Origin of the sequence: Micromonospora sp. NPDC047707, assembly GCF_040704235.1 — a bacterium.
Taxonomy (GTDB): domain Bacteria; phylum Actinomycetota; class Actinomycetes; order Mycobacteriales; family Micromonosporaceae; genus Micromonospora.
The window spans coordinates 13,174-25,871 of sequence record NZ_JBEYSU010000015.1 but is presented as its reverse complement, the minus strand read 5'-3'; the positions used below and the strand labels follow the sequence as shown (position 1 = coordinate 25,871).

At 72.4% G+C, this 12,698-nt stretch carries 15 protein-coding genes; 3 read left to right on the top strand and 12 right to left on the bottom strand.

The window, feature by feature from the left end:
- Positions 1 to 80: 80 nt before the first annotated feature.
- Positions 81 to 512 carry a hypothetical protein gene (locus AB0873_RS18040; protein ID WP_366600846.1) on the bottom strand — a complete coding sequence of 144 codons (432 nt, stop codon included), beginning with the start codon at positions 510 to 512 and terminating at the stop codon, positions 81 to 83.
- A 232-nt stretch (positions 513 to 744) separates the two neighbouring features.
- Between AB0873_RS18040 and AB0873_RS18035 the strand changes: the two genes are divergently transcribed.
- Together AB0873_RS18035 and AB0873_RS18030 are read left to right on the top strand one after the other, a co-directional pair.
- Positions 745 to 1,278, top strand: a complete 534-nt coding sequence (locus AB0873_RS18035) for a PadR family transcriptional regulator (protein WP_366600845.1) — start codon at positions 745 to 747, stop codon at positions 1,276 to 1,278.
- Positions 1,262 to 1,897 carry a GyrI-like domain-containing protein gene (locus AB0873_RS18030; protein WP_366600844.1) on the top strand — a complete coding sequence of 212 codons (636 nt, stop codon included), beginning with the start codon at positions 1,262 to 1,264 and terminating at the stop codon, positions 1,895 to 1,897. Before AB0873_RS18035 ends, AB0873_RS18030 begins: the two co-directional genes overlap by 17 nt.
- Positions 1,898 to 2,132: 235 nt before the next feature.
- Here the strand turns inward: AB0873_RS18030 and AB0873_RS18025 are convergent, their stop codons facing one another.
- From AB0873_RS18025 to AB0873_RS17995, 7 genes are all read right to left on the bottom strand, one after another.
- Positions 2,133 to 2,309 (bottom strand): hypothetical protein, encoded by a 177-nt coding sequence (locus tag AB0873_RS18025; RefSeq protein WP_366600843.1) that lies wholly within the window; start codon positions 2,307 to 2,309, stop codon positions 2,133 to 2,135.
- A gap of 95 nt (positions 2,310 to 2,404) precedes the next feature.
- A complete protein-coding gene (locus tag AB0873_RS18020; protein ID WP_366600842.1) occupies positions 2,405 to 3,124 on the bottom strand; it encodes a spermidine synthase in 720 nt (239 codons plus the stop codon).
- Positions 3,125 to 3,205: 81 nt separating this feature from the next.
- Positions 3,206 to 3,820: a class I SAM-dependent methyltransferase gene (locus tag AB0873_RS18015; RefSeq protein ID WP_366600841.1), complete on the bottom strand. Its 615-nt coding sequence runs from the start codon at positions 3,818 to 3,820 to the stop codon at positions 3,206 to 3,208.
- Between the two features lie 27 nt (positions 3,821 to 3,847).
- Positions 3,848 to 4,756, bottom strand: a complete 909-nt coding sequence (locus tag AB0873_RS18010) for a sulfite exporter TauE/SafE family protein (protein ID WP_366600840.1) — start codon at positions 4,754 to 4,756, stop codon at positions 3,848 to 3,850.
- Positions 4,753 to 5,358 carry a rhodanese-like domain-containing protein gene (locus AB0873_RS18005; protein WP_366600839.1) on the bottom strand — a complete coding sequence of 202 codons (606 nt, stop codon included), beginning with the start codon at positions 5,356 to 5,358 and terminating at the stop codon, positions 4,753 to 4,755. Before AB0873_RS18005 ends, AB0873_RS18010 begins: the two co-directional genes overlap by 4 nt.
- Positions 5,359 to 5,435: 77 nt before the next feature.
- The gene (locus AB0873_RS18000; protein WP_366600838.1) at positions 5,436 to 6,848 is read right to left on the bottom strand and encodes an MBL fold metallo-hydrolase; all 1,413 of its coding nucleotides are present in this window, start codon (positions 6,846 to 6,848) and stop codon (positions 5,436 to 5,438) included.
- Between the two features lie 132 nt (positions 6,849 to 6,980).
- Positions 6,981 to 7,250, bottom strand: a complete 270-nt coding sequence (locus AB0873_RS17995; RefSeq protein ID WP_155332525.1) for a metal-sensitive transcriptional regulator — start codon at positions 7,248 to 7,250, stop codon at positions 6,981 to 6,983.
- 125 nt (positions 7,251 to 7,375) lie between these two features.
- On the opposite strand from AB0873_RS17995, the gene eccB reads away from it, so the two are divergent.
- Complete coding sequence (eccB, locus tag AB0873_RS17990) at positions 7,376 to 8,764, top strand: type VII secretion protein EccB (protein ID WP_366600837.1); 1,389 nt, start codon at positions 7,376 to 7,378, stop codon at positions 8,762 to 8,764.
- 33 nt (positions 8,765 to 8,797) lie between these two features.
- Here eccB and AB0873_RS17985 read toward each other — a convergent pair whose 3' ends face one another.
- The 4 genes from AB0873_RS17985 to AB0873_RS17970 are packed head-to-tail and all read right to left on the bottom strand — an operon-like array spanning position 8,798 to position 12,664.
- Positions 8,798 to 9,403: a class I SAM-dependent methyltransferase gene (locus AB0873_RS17985; RefSeq protein WP_155332523.1), complete on the bottom strand. Its 606-nt coding sequence runs from the start codon at positions 9,401 to 9,403 to the stop codon at positions 8,798 to 8,800.
- A 41-nt stretch (positions 9,404 to 9,444) separates the two neighbouring features.
- Complete coding sequence (locus AB0873_RS17980; protein WP_366600836.1) at positions 9,445 to 10,311, bottom strand: carbohydrate ABC transporter permease; 867 nt, start codon at positions 10,309 to 10,311, stop codon at positions 9,445 to 9,447.
- The gene (locus AB0873_RS17975) at positions 10,311 to 11,273 is read right to left on the bottom strand and encodes a sugar ABC transporter permease (RefSeq protein WP_366600835.1); all 963 of its coding nucleotides are present in this window, start codon (positions 11,271 to 11,273) and stop codon (positions 10,311 to 10,313) included. Before AB0873_RS17975 ends, AB0873_RS17980 begins: the two co-directional genes overlap by 1 nt.
- The gene (locus tag AB0873_RS17970) at positions 11,270 to 12,664 is read right to left on the bottom strand and encodes an extracellular solute-binding protein (protein ID WP_366600834.1); all 1,395 of its coding nucleotides are present in this window, start codon (positions 12,662 to 12,664) and stop codon (positions 11,270 to 11,272) included. Before AB0873_RS17970 ends, AB0873_RS17975 begins: the two co-directional genes overlap by 4 nt.
- Positions 12,665 to 12,698: the final 34 nt, after the last annotated feature.

The following is a 12,698-nucleotide window of genomic DNA, read 5'->3' as shown; positions in this document are numbered from 1 at the left end:
GCCCGGCGAACGTCTCCCACGCCGTCGCAACGGGGCAGATCCGGATGCCGGTTCGGCTACCGTCCGTGATTCCTGTCTGGTCAGGAGCAGTCAAATCGGTGGTCGTAAGGGCGCTCTGGACATGATGTGCAGACGAAGACGTAGATGCCTCCGGCGTCGCCGAGCATCAATCCTGCCGGGTTCTGGAGCGATCGCCATGGATGGTCATCCGGGCTGTCGAAGCCCCAGCCGATCATTGCGGGCCGGTCCTCCAGCGGGACCCAACGTTGCTCGTCGCTCCGGCTGAACTCCCAGCTGGCGATAGTGAGCAGATGCTCCATCTGAACCCCGCACTCGCAATTCGGCCAATCAGGCGACTGCGTCCAGCCGGGGTAGCCGCCGACCTTGCTTCCGGAGGCGACCGCCAGGTCAGTGTGGTACTCCCAGCCGTGGTCAGCCTCGACCCGACGTGCCGCTTCCTGGACCTGCGACCACACGTCGCGCGGCAGGTCGTACGACGGGATCGATGACACACGCGTCGGGCATATACCACGCCTCGGCGTCCTCGTGTCTCGACGTCCCACTCCCAGAACGCCACTCGGCAAGGCGCGATCAGCGGCATGAGTGTGTACCCGATCAGAGGCCTCCGCGGCCGCCGTGCGTGGGCACCGAGCGCCGCATCTGCATCTGCGCACGGGACAGGCCCGAGACGGCGAGCATCTCGTCATCGATGGCAGGCAGTCATTCTAGTGCTAGAATAGTGCTGTGGAGCTGACTCCCGCCGAGCTGACCGTATTGGGCTTGATCATCGAACGCCCACAGCACGGCTACGACCTGGAGCAGGTGATCGAGCAACGCGGCATACGGCAGTGGACCGACATCGGATTCTCCTCGATCTACTACCTGCTCACCAAGCTGGAAAGGCGCGGCCTGCTCCACGTCCCGGAGGCTCCTGCTGCCGCGAAGTCCCGCCGCGTCTTCCACGCCACAACCAAAGGCCGCGAGGTTGCGGCACGCAACGCGCTGGCCCTCGTCGCCGAGCCGCGGCCGATCCCGCACCCGCTGCTGGTCGGCCTCGCCAACCTGCCCCTGCTCTCGGAGCGGGAATACACGCAGGCGCTGCTAACCCGACTGGCGCAGATCGAAGCCCGGATCGCCGCAACCCAGGCGGCGCGACAGGCACAGACTCCCCTCCCGCCGGCGGCGCGTGAGGTGTTCTCCTACTCACTGAGCCTCTTGGAGGCGGAAAGGCAGTGGCTCGCCGCCCGAGCCCAGGTGCTCGATGACGAACAAAACTGACTTCAAGAAAGCCCTCGACGCCTACCAGGCAAAACGGGGCCGGTTCCGGGTTGTGGACGTGCCCGACATGCAATATCTGATGGTCGACGGCCACGGCGACCCCAACACCTCGCCGGCCTTCGCCGAGGCGGTCGAAGCGCTCTATCCGGTGGCGTACAAACTCAAGTTCGCCAGCAAGCGAGACCTCGGGCGCGACTATGTCGTCCCGCCTCTGGAAGGCCTGTGGTGGGCCGAGGACATGGCCTCCTTCACAGTGGCACGGGACAATTCGCAGTGGGACTGGACGCTGATGCTCATGGTCCCGGACTGGATCAACCAGACCATGTTTATCACCGCGGTCGAGCAAGCCCGGGCGAAGAGCCAGCCGGCGCGTCTTGATGACGTCCGTCTGGAGACGCTGTCCGAAGGGCGGTGCGTGCAGACGCTGCACGTCGGTTCCTTCGACGACGAAGCAGACGTGCTCTCGCAACTGCATCACGAGGTCATCCCCGGCCAAGGGTTCCGCATGGTCGGCACTCACCACGAGATCTATCTCAGCGACTTCCGCAGGGTCGCACCCGACAAGCAGCGCACCATCCTCCGACAGCCGGTCACCACCGAAGCCGCACCCGGTGGGTAGGAGCACGCATGCGCGGCCGACGTCGTTCCGACCTTCGCAGCGTCGTCGGGGCAGACAACGTCCGCGATACGAGATGCGCCCTGATCTCGGCAGTTGCGGATGCAGCCGAGCGCCCGCCTCCGGTCGGACCCGGCCCGGCCATGGTAGGCCCCTGGCCAGCCTCGACGAAGCCGCCGGCCACCTGGCCCCCGTGGCTCTCCACCCTACTCTCCGCAGGTTCATCGGGCGTTCGCGCTCAATGTCGCCGGAGCGACCCGCCGGTCGCCTGGCGTGCCTTGACGGCGGCCAGAACCGCGGCGGCCAGGAGCGCGAACGCGCCGATGATCAGCAGCCAGCGGTTCGCTTCGAAGAGCAGCCCGAGCAGGATGAGCGCCCCGGCGATCACGCCCACGACCCACAGCATCGCTCGCACGTCGACCTCCTGACCGGGCCCGCGCCATGCGGGCCGCGCCCCGCCGCCTTCCCCGGCGCGGCCGGCTGCATGCCTGTCGACCTGCGCCAACCGCCTCAAACCGGAGTGTGCGCGACGTACACCGTGTTCGCGGACTCGCCGCCGGTCAGCGGGTTCGGGAAACGGACGACGTGCGGCTCCACCGCCGCGAACACCCGCGCGAGGACCTCGGTGAAGGCGGCGTCGGGCGGGTCGTCGGACCAGAGCGCGAACACACCGTCCGGCCGCAGGCAGGCGGCGAGCCGGCGCAGCCCGTCCCACGTGTAGAAGGCGGCGTGGCTGGGGTGCAGGACGTTGCGCGGGGAGTGGTCGACGTCGAGGAGCACCGCGTCGAACCGCCGCCCCGGGTGCTCCGGGTCGAGGCCGGCGCCCCCGGCGACGGCGGCGAAGAAGTCCGCGCGGACGAAACGGGTGCGGGGGTCGCCGGCGAGCCCGGCCGCGAAGGGCAGCAGGCCACGCCGGTGCCAGTCGACCACGTCCTCGACCGCCTCCACCACCAGCATCGAGGCGACCCGGTCGTCCTCCAGCACGGTACGGGCGGTGAAACCCAGCCCCAGGCCGCCGACGGCCACGTCGAGGTCGCCCCGGGCCAGCGGAGCCAGACCCAGCCGGGCCAGCTCGATCTCGGCGACCGGGAACAGGCTCGACATGAGGAAGTCGTCGTCGAGCTTCACCTCGTACACGTCGACGTCGAGGGCGGGGTCGCGGCGCCGGCGCAGGCTGATGGCGCCGATCGGCGTTTCCCGCCAGGCCAACTCCTCGAACCGTGCGCCCACGGGCCGGATGCTACCGGCGGCGGGAGGTGAGCGGCACCCGGCGCGCGGTGGGCGACGCGCGGCGCCCGGGCCGGTGCCGACTCAGCTATCGTCCGCCGGGCGGACGGCGACGACCACCGTGTCGAGGGCCTCGACCGTCGTGCCGTCGGGGCGGGCGACGGGCCGGCGGGCCGTCTCCGCCCGGACCACGCGCAGGCCGGCGAGAGCGGCGACCACCGCCGCCGGGGTGTGCAGGATCTCCGGGTCCTGCGGACCGCCGGTGCCGCCGGTCAGGTTGGCGCGGTCGTGACCGACGACCACGACCCGGCCGCCCGGGCGGAGCGCGGCTCCCGCGCCGGCCAGCACCCGGGCGAGGTCGTCCGGCGGCAGGTGCAGGTAGGCGACCAGGACGACGTCGTACGCCCCGAGCTCCGGCAGCCACGTCGTGACGTCGGCGACGTGCCAGTCCACCGTGACGTTCCGGCTCGCCGCCAACGTGCGGCCCCGGGCGACGGCGACCGGCGAGAAGTCCACCGCGGTGACCTGCCAGCCCTGCCGGGCCAGCCAGACCGCGTTGCGTCCCTCGCCGGCCGCGAGGTCCACCGCCCGGCCGGGCGGAAGGTCGGCCAACTCCTCGACGACGAACCGGTTCGGCTCGTCCGTCCAGACCAGATCCGGCGTGGATGCGTACCGCGCGTCCCACTCGTCGCTGTCCATGACCGCCTCCTCTCCCGGGTCAGCTTCTCACCGTGGGGCGACCGCCCGCAGCACGCGGCACACCGGTGTCGGGATCCACCCGCGCCCGCCCCGGCACGCGGCGGCGAGCAGCGCGACGGCCGCGACCGTGGCGGCGAGGCCGCCGGCTGCGACCCAGAACAGCGGGTCGCCACGCAGCTGACCGGGCATCTGCTGGCCGAGGACGAGGACGCCCATCGCCACGACGAACCAGCCGAACGCCGTGCGCAGTACCTGCTCCGGGACGCGCCCGGCGATCCGGCCGCCGGCGAGGCTGCCGACCACCGCGGCGGCGGTCACCGCGGCGGCCAGCCCCCAGTCCACGCTGACGCTGGACAGGTAGCCGGCCAGGCCGGCGAACGACTTCATGGCGATGACCACCAGCGAGGTGCCGACCGCCGCCGGCATGGGCAGGCCACCGAGCAGGGCGAGGGCGGGCACCACGAGGAAGCCGCCGCCGGCGCCGACCAGCCCGGTGACCAGGCCGACGACGACGCCGTCCAGCACCACCCGCGACACCGGGAACTCGTGCGGCACCGGCCTACCGCCGGTGTCGCGCCGGCCCCGGATCATCGCGGCCGCGGTGGCCAGCATCATCAGCGCGAAGCCGGTGAGCAGGACCGCCGCCGGCACGAACGCGGCGAGCCGGCCACCGGCGTACGCGCCGGCCATGCCGGCGACGCCGAAGACCAGGCCGGTCCGCCACCGGACCCGGCCGGCGCGCGCGTGCGGCAGCACACCCACCGCGCTGGTCACCCCGACGACGAGCAGCGAGATGGCGATCGCCTCCTTCGCGGGCAGGCCGGCGACGTAGACCAGCAGCGGCACGGCCAGGATGGACCCGCCGCCGCCGAGCAGGCCGAGGCTGATCCCGATCAGCACGGCCAGCCCGACGGTCAGCGCGAGGCTTCCGGTCACGACCGCCGCCCGGCAGTCGCGCCGTCGCGCAGCTGCCCGACGATGGTGTCCAGGTCGCAGCTGGCGCCCCGGTTGTACGGCAGCTTGCCGAGCAGCATGCCCATGGCGCAGGTGTTGGTGACGGCAGCGAAGGTGAGGCCGGCGCCGATGAAGCCGGCGACCCACTTCAGGCCGGGCACGAACACCGAGGCGAGGACGCTGACCAGCACGATCGAGCCGGCAACCAGGCGGACCTGCCGCTCCAGGTCCCAGCGTGGGGTGCCCCACGTGGTCGGGGCGTCGGCGGCCTGCCAGGCGAGCATGCCGCCGTCCAGCACCTTGAGGTTGGGCAGCCCGGCCCCGGCGAGCGCCTGCTCGGCCTGGGTGGCGCGGGCGCCCGAGCGACAGATCAGCACCACGTCCTCGTCGAGGTGGTTGCGCAGTTCCTCGCGGTGCTCCTTGAGCAGGTCGAGCGGCACGTTGTAGGCGCCGGGGACGTGCGAGGTCCCGAACTCCGCCGGGGTTCGTACGTCGAGCAGGCGGGGGGCCCGACCGGAGCCGATCAGCTCACGCAGGGTGGCGGCGTCGAGGGTGGCGGGGCGGATGTTTCCGGAGGTGCTCATGTTCTCCTCGTTCCGGGGTTGTCGGGGCGACGGGGCGAGGCCCGGCCGCCGCCCGGTCGGCGGCGGCCGGGCGGCGGTCACCAGCGGGGAAAGCCCTGCTCGGCCATGGCGACGCCGGCCGCTTCGGCCTCGCCGAACGTGTCGTCGATGACCACGACGTCGCGGCCCACGTTCGCCAGCAGCGAGGCGGCGGCGGTGGCCCGGTAGCCGGAGCCGCAGTGCACCCACACGGTGCCGGCGGGCACGTCGGCGAGGCGCTTCGGCAGGTCGGGCAGCGGGATGTGCACCGCCCCGTCGATGTGGCCGGAGGTCCACTCGTTGGTCATCCGCACGTCGAGGACGACGTCCGGTGCGGGCAGCCCGGCGGGCGTCGTCCCGGCCCGCGCCGCGGCCAGCGCGGCGAAGTCGGCCATCCGCAGCTCCCGCAGGTGCTCGCGGTCGGCCGCCCACTGCGCAGTCTCGCCGGTGGCCTGGGCGGCGGGCCGGTCGATGCCGATGCGCACCAGTTCGCGTTGGGCGTCGGCGACCTGTTCGGGCGTCTCGGCCAGCAGGGTGATCGGCATATTCCAGTCGATGAGCCAACCGAGCCAGGTGGACATCGGGCCGTCGAGCCCGAGGCTGACCGTGCCGGCCAGGTGCGATGCGGCGTACGCCTTGCGGTGGCGCAGGTCGACCACCCACTCGCCGGCGGCGATCCGCTCGCGCAGCTCAGCGGCGTCGGCGCGGGCGACCGGGGTGAGGTCGACCGGTGCCGGCCCGGCGGCGTTGGCCACACCCATGTGGGCGTAGTAGGCCGGGTAGGCGTCCAATCCGGCGAGGGTCTCGGTCACGAAGTCGTCGGCGGCCAGCCGGAGTACGGGGTTGGCCTGCCGCTCCCGCCCGATCGTCGACTCGGGGGCGTCGGCCTGGCTGGCCGAGCAGAAGCTGCCGAAGCCGTGGGTCGGCCAGACCTGAGCGCCGTCCGGCAGGAGGTCGGCGAGTCGCCGGGCGGAGGCGTGCTGCCGGTGGGCGAGGTCGTGGGCGTGCTGCTTGCCGAGCAGGTCGGTCCGCCCGGTGGTGCCGAACAGCAGCGAGCCACCGGTGAAGACGCCGGCCGGTCGCCAGCCGCCGGCTGCGGCTTCGTCCAGGACGTACGACAGGTGGTGGAAGGTGTGCCCCGGTGTGGCGACCACCCGCAGGCGCAGCGAGTCGGAGACGGGAACGGTGTCGCCGTCCGAGACCGCGACGCGCCCGAAGTCGACCTCGTCGGCCGCCGCCAGCAAATAGTGGGCGCCGGTGATCCGGGCCAGCTGCAGCCCACCGGAGACGTAGTCGTTGTGGATGTGCGTCTCCACCACATGGGTGATCCGGACGCCCCGCCGGCCGGCGAGGTGGAGGACCCGGTCGATGTCGCGCTGCGGGTCGACCACGACAGCTACCTGGCCGTCGTCGGCCAGGTAGCTGCGGTCGCCGAGTGACGACGTCACGATGACGGACACCTGCACGGTCATGGGAGCTCCTTCGATCTCGACTGATACCCCCGGGGGTATGTGGTGAACAGACGTCCGCCTGGGTCGATGTCACGCGCGCGGACTACCCGTTCGCGGCGCGGTCACGCCACGAACGGTCGGGTCGTCAGGGGGTCAGGACAGGGCGAGGAACAGCTTCTCCAGCTCGTCCTCGGTCATCTCCGGCTGCTCGCCGCGCTCGCGCGCCAGGTTGCAGTGCCGCATGCCGGAGGCGATCAGCTTGTAACCGGCCCGGTCCACCGCCTTCGAGACGGCGGCCAGCTGGGTCAGGGTCTCCCGGCAGTCCTGCCCGGTCTCGATCATCTCGATCACGGCGTTCAACTGGCCGCGCGCCCGCTTCAACCGGGTCAGCGCGTCCGCCGTCATCTCGGGTCGCAACTTCACCTCGTCACCTCCACGACCGAGCATACCCCCAGGGGTATCGAACCGCCACCTCGGCGACGCAGGGTCCTCGGGACATCGACGCAACGCTTATCCTGTGCGCCGAGCCCGCCACCGGAGGGGATCCCATGCCGTCGCGGCAGGACCAGCTGCACTCGTACCAGTTCACCGTCCAACGGGCGGTCGCCGCCCTGGTGATGCGGGAGACCGACCCCGCGCAGTCGCCGTTCCGGCGGTTGGCGGGAGCGGGGCTGGCCAGCGTGCTGGTGGCGGTGATCGCCCTGGGCGGTTTCGCCCTGTACGGGTTGTTCGCCGGGGGCGGGAGCAAGTGGCGTGACGAGGCCGCGGTGATCGTGGAGAAGGAGTCCGGCGCCCGGTTCGTCTACCGCGACCAGCGGCTGCACCCGGTCCTCAACTACGCGTCGGCCCTGCTCATCATCGGGGCCGAACGGCCCAAGACGGTGCTGGTGTCCCGCCGGTCCATCGCCGGGGTGCCGCGCGGCCTTCCGCTGGGCATCGCCGACGCGCCCGACTCCCTACCCGCCCCGAACGGGCTGTCGACCGCGCCGTGGACGGTCTGTTCCGTGACCGGCCCCGACGGCGACCGGCCGGAACCCCGCTCCGCGCTCCTGATCGGCGTGGACGCCCCGGGTGGCCGGCCGCTGGGCGACGAGGGCCTGCTCCTGCGCCACCCCGACGGCGGGCTGCATCTGGTCTGGCAGCAGCGGCGGCACGCGATCCGCGACCCCGACCGGGTGCTCGCCGCGCTCGCGGCCACCCGGGCCCGGGCGGTCCCGGTGGCGCCGGCCCTGCTGCACTCGCTGACCGCCGGCGTCGACCTGACCCCACCGGCCCTGCCCGGTGAGGGGCGGCCCTCGGCGCGGGTCCCCGGCGCCCGCATCGGCGACGTCTACCTGGTCCGCAACTCCGGCGGTGGCCGGCAGTACGCGGTCGCGCTCCGCGACGGTCTCGCCGGCATCACCGAGTTGCAGGCCAGCCTGCTGCTGGCGAGCACCGGCCAGGGCGAGCCGGAGCCGATCACCCTGGGGCGGTTCGCCGCCCTGCCCAAGGTGCCCGACCTGACCCCGGCCGGGCCGACGGCCCCGCCGGCCGTACCGCCCCGGTTGGCCGCTCCCGACGGCGGGCTCTGCACGCGTGTCGGCGAGGACGGCGCGGTGTCCGACGTCCGGTACGGGGTCCGGCTGCCGGACCTGGGCACCGCCCTCCGCTCCGGGCCCGCCCCGGCGGAGGGCGGCGTGGTCGCCGACCACGTCGTCGTGGACCCCGGCCGGGGCGCGGTGGTCGAGGCGGTCGCCGCGCCCGGGGCGTCCGGGGGCGCGATCTGCGTGGTCACCGACCTCGGCCGGCGGTACGTGCTGGCCGGCGCCGAGGTGCTCGGGATGCTCGGCTACCGCAACGTGCGTCCGCTCCGCCTGCCGGCGAGCCTGGTCAGCCTGGTGCCCCCGGGCGCCACGCTGGACCCGGCCGCCGCCCGGGTGGTCGCCGCCCCGGCCTGACGGGCCGGGTGGAGCCGGATCTCCGGGGCGTTCTCAGCCGGCCGGGCGGCGGAGGATGGTGACCGCGAAGTCGCTCTCCTCCCGCCAGGGGCGCAGGTCCCAGGTGGCGAAGCGGTGCTCGCGGCGCAGCCCGGCGGCGGTCGCGTCGTCGTCGAAATCGGCCAGCCGGTAGCCCCGGTCGAGGCCGAAGCCGACCGCCACCACACCGTCCGGTCGCAGGTGCGCCGCGATCCGCCGGAGCACCGCCGGCTCGGTGCCGGGCGCGACGAAGGCCATCACGTTGCCGGCGACCACGGCCGCGTCGAACGGCTCCGGCTCCCCGGCGGCGGTCAGGTCGAGGTCGGCCAGGTCGGCGACGAGCCACCGGGGGCCGGGGTGGTCCGCCCGGGCCGCCTCGACCAGGGCCGGGTCGGCGTCGACGCCGATCACGGTGTGGCCGCGCGCGGCCAGCGCGGCGCCCACCCGGCCGGTGCCGCAGCCGGCGTCGAGGATCCGGGAGCCGGGCGGCACCAGGGTGTCGACCAGTCGGGCCTCCCCGGCGAGGTCCACGCCCTCCGCGGCGAGTCGGCGGAACCGGTCGATGTACCACTGCGAGTGCTCCGGGCCGGTCTCGGTCATCCAGCGCGTCGGCTTCCCCATGCCGCCACGTTAACGGCTCCCCGGCGGCACCCACCCCGCGGTCAGCCCTTCTCCGCGCCGCTGGTCAGGCCCTCGGTGAGCAGCCGTTCGCTGGCGAAGAAGATAATCACGATGGGCAGGGTGAGGATGACCGAGCCGGCCATGAGCACGGTCTTGGGGACCTCCACCCCGTCGGCGAGCTGCGCCAGCCCGAGCGACACCGTCCACCGGTCGGGCTTGTCGACGAGGAAGAGCAGGGCGAAGAGGAACTCGTTCCAGGCGATCATGAAGTCGTAGAGCGCGACCGCCATGATCGACGGAGCGGCGAGGGGAAGGCTGATCCGCCGGATGATGCCGAGCCGTCCCGCACCGTCGAGGGCGGCGGACTCCTCCAGGCTCACCGGGATGGTCTCGAAGTAGTTCTTCAACATGTAGACCGAGACCGGCAGCGTCTGCGAGATGTAGACCAGGATCAGCCCGAGCAGCGAGCCGCGCAGCCCGGCCCGGGTGAAGACCACGAACAGCGGGATGGCGATGACGATCGACGGGAACAGGTAGACCGCCAGGAACAGGAAGTGGACCTGCCGGCGGCCGAAGAACCGCAGCCGGGAGACGGCGTACGCGCCCGGGATCGCCACCAGCAGGGTGAGCAGGGTCGCCGCGACGGCGACCAGCCCGCTGTTGCGCATGAACGTGAGGAAGCCCTGGCCGCCGTCCTCGGCGGCCTTCAACACCTCGGTGTACGTGGTGACGGTCAGCTCGCCCAGCCCCACCATCAGCGAGCCGGGGTCGAGCAGGAGGCGCTCGATGGGGCGTACCGAGAGCACCAGCATGTAGTAGAAGGGGAAGGCCGTGACCAGCAGGAACAGCGCGATCACGAGCCGGCGCAGCCAGCGCAGGCTCACCGTCTCGATCCGGTCCCGGTCCATCAGTCGGCCCTCCGTCCGCCAAAGAAGCGCAGGTAGACGACGACGAACAGGATGAGCACGACGGCCAACACCACCGCCTGCGCGGCGGCGGCGCCGATGTCGGTACGCGCGGTCAGGAACTCGTAGACCCGGACGCTGACCACCTCGGTGCCGGCCGCGCCCCCGGTGAGCAGGTAGACGTCGTCGAACTTGTTGAACGTCATGATGAAGCGCAGCACGCCCAGCAGGGCGATCACCGGGAGCAGTTGCGGCAGCAGGATGTGCCGGAACCGCTGGGTCGGCGTGGCCCCGTCGACGAGCGCCGCCTCCTCCAGCTCACCGGGCACCGCCTGGAGCCGGGCGAGCAGGAACAGGAACGCGAAGGGAAAGTACCGCCACGCCTCGAACGCGATGACGGTGGCCAGCGCGGTCGACTCCTGGGACAGGAACGGGACCGGCGCGTCCCAGCCGAGGAACCGCTGCCCCCAGTTGTTGACGATGCCGAGCTGCGGGTCGAGCATCACCTGCCAGACGAAGGTCACCGCGACCACCGGTGCCACGTACGGCAGCAGCATCGAGGCGCGGACCAGGGTGCGGCCCCGGAACGGCCGGCGCACCACCAGCGCCGAGACGAGGCCGAGCACGATCGAGCCGGCTGTGCTGCCCAGGCTGTAGACCAGCGTGGTCCAGAGCGTGTCGGCGAATCCGGGGGTGTTGAGCACGCGTTCGACGTTGGCGAGGGTGAACTCGCCGAACAGGCCGGTGCGGCGCAGCGTGGCCAGGCGTACCCGCTGGAAGGCCAGGACCACCGTCCAGACGATCGGGATGCCGATCACCGCGACCACGACGAGCACGGTGGGCGCGACCAGCGCGAGCCCGGCGCGGGACTCGCGCTGCCGGAGCGTGACCGGCCCCCGGCGGCGGGCCGGGACCGGCCGCTCCCGGGTGGGGGAGCGGCCGGTGTCCGGTGCCGCGGTCGTCAATTGACGCCCGCCTTGATGGCCTCCACGTCCTGCTGCGCCCGCCCGGCCGCCGCGGCGGCGTCGGACTTCCCGGAGACGACGTCGGCGAGTGCCTTCGGCACGGGCAGTTCCCCGAGGATCGCGCCGACCAGCTTGCCCTGGCCCTGGGTGAGGCCCCACCGCTGGAACGTGTCCGGGCTGCGGCGCAGGGTGGCGAGCACCTCCTCGCCGTAGACCTCGGCGAGCGGCTTCTTCGCGTCGACCCCGGCCTGGCTGGTGTTCCAGGCGGTGAGGAACTTCTCCGGCTCCGCCGCGGTGCCCTTGCGCACCGGGAAGCGCCCCTCCGGGGACATCCCGAACCAGCGGGGGTAGGCGTCGTCCAGCATGTGCTCCACGAAGGACTTCGCCGGGTCGTCGGCGGCGCCGTCGAGCACCGCCCAGGAGGTGATCTCGCCGTACTGCGCCGGCTCGGCGCCGTTCGGGCCCTTGATGGCGGTGACGAAGCCGCTGCTCTTCGCGAGGAACGTCGGGTCGGAGGCGCACTGCGGGCAGGTCGGCCGGGCGTCGTTCCGCAGGCCGGCCAGCTCGTCGAGGATGAACGGCGACCAGATCAGCATGGCCGCCCTGCCGGCGAAGTACGTGGCGCGGGTGGTGTCCACGTCCTGCGCGCCCTTGACCGAGTGGTTCCGCATCAGGTCGCCGTAGAAGCGGAACGCCTCCACGCACTCCGGGGTGTTCAGCTTCACCGCGCCGGAGTCGTCGGTGAGTTGGCAGTTGTTGGCCAGTGCGAGGTGCTCGAAGGTCTGCTGGGTGAAGACGTCGCCGGGGGCGGTCGCGGCGGTGATGCCGGCGACCCCGCCGGTGTTCAGCTTCGCCGCCGCGGCGGCGATCTTCTCGTACGTGTCGGGGACAGGCAGGCCGGCGGCGTCGAAGAGGTCCTTGCGGTAGACCAGCAACTGGCCCCAGCCGTCGCTGGGCACGGCGAGCTGCCGGCTGTCCTCGGAGGTCAGTTCCAGGGCGCGGGGCGAGAAGGTGTCCCGCCCGAGCTTGTCGACGACCTCCTTGTTCGCGTCCGCGTGCAGCAGTTCGTTGCCGGCGAGGGTCCGTACGCCGGCCAGCGACACCGACCCGACCACGTCGGGCAGCTCCCCGGCGGCGGCGCTGGAGGCGATCAGTGCGGGGAACTGGTCCTCGTTGACGGTGACGAGCTCGACGGTGATCCCGGTCTGCTCGGTGAAGTCGGCGACGATCGCCTTGGTGGCGGTGACCCGGTCGGCCACGTCCTCCAGGCTCCACACGGTGATCTTCCTGCTGTCCGTTTCGGACTCGTTGTCGCCGCAGGACAGCAGGCTGGCCCCGGCGAGTGCCATGATCAGGGTGGCGGCGAGTGTCCGCATCGGAGGTGCTGGCATCGGTGGCACTCCTCTCGAAGGGTACATGACGGAT

Coding starts and splice junctions, on each gene's coding strand:
- AB0873_RS18030 (WP_366600844.1), top strand. CDS start 1,262: ATGACGAACAAAACTGACTTCAAGAAAGCCCTCGACGCCTACCAGGCA.
- AB0873_RS18015 (WP_366600841.1), bottom strand. CDS start 3,820: ATGGACAGCGACGAGTGGGACGCGCGGTACGCATCCACGCCGGATCTG.
- AB0873_RS18005 (WP_366600839.1), bottom strand. CDS start 5,358: ATGAGCACCTCCGGAAACATCCGCCCCGCCACCCTCGACGCCGCCACC.
- AB0873_RS18000 (WP_366600838.1), bottom strand. CDS start 6,848: ATGACCGTGCAGGTGTCCGTCATCGTGACGTCGTCACTCGGCGACCGC.
- eccB (WP_366600837.1), top strand. CDS start 7,376: ATGCCGTCGCGGCAGGACCAGCTGCACTCGTACCAGTTCACCGTCCAA.
- AB0873_RS17985 (WP_155332523.1), bottom strand. CDS start 9,403: ATGGGGAAGCCGACGCGCTGGATGACCGAGACCGGCCCGGAGCACTCG.
- AB0873_RS17980 (WP_366600836.1), bottom strand. CDS start 10,311: ATGGACCGGGACCGGATCGAGACGGTGAGCCTGCGCTGGCTGCGCCGG.
- AB0873_RS17970 (WP_366600834.1), bottom strand. CDS start 12,664: ATGCCAGCACCTCCGATGCGGACACTCGCCGCCACCCTGATCATGGCA.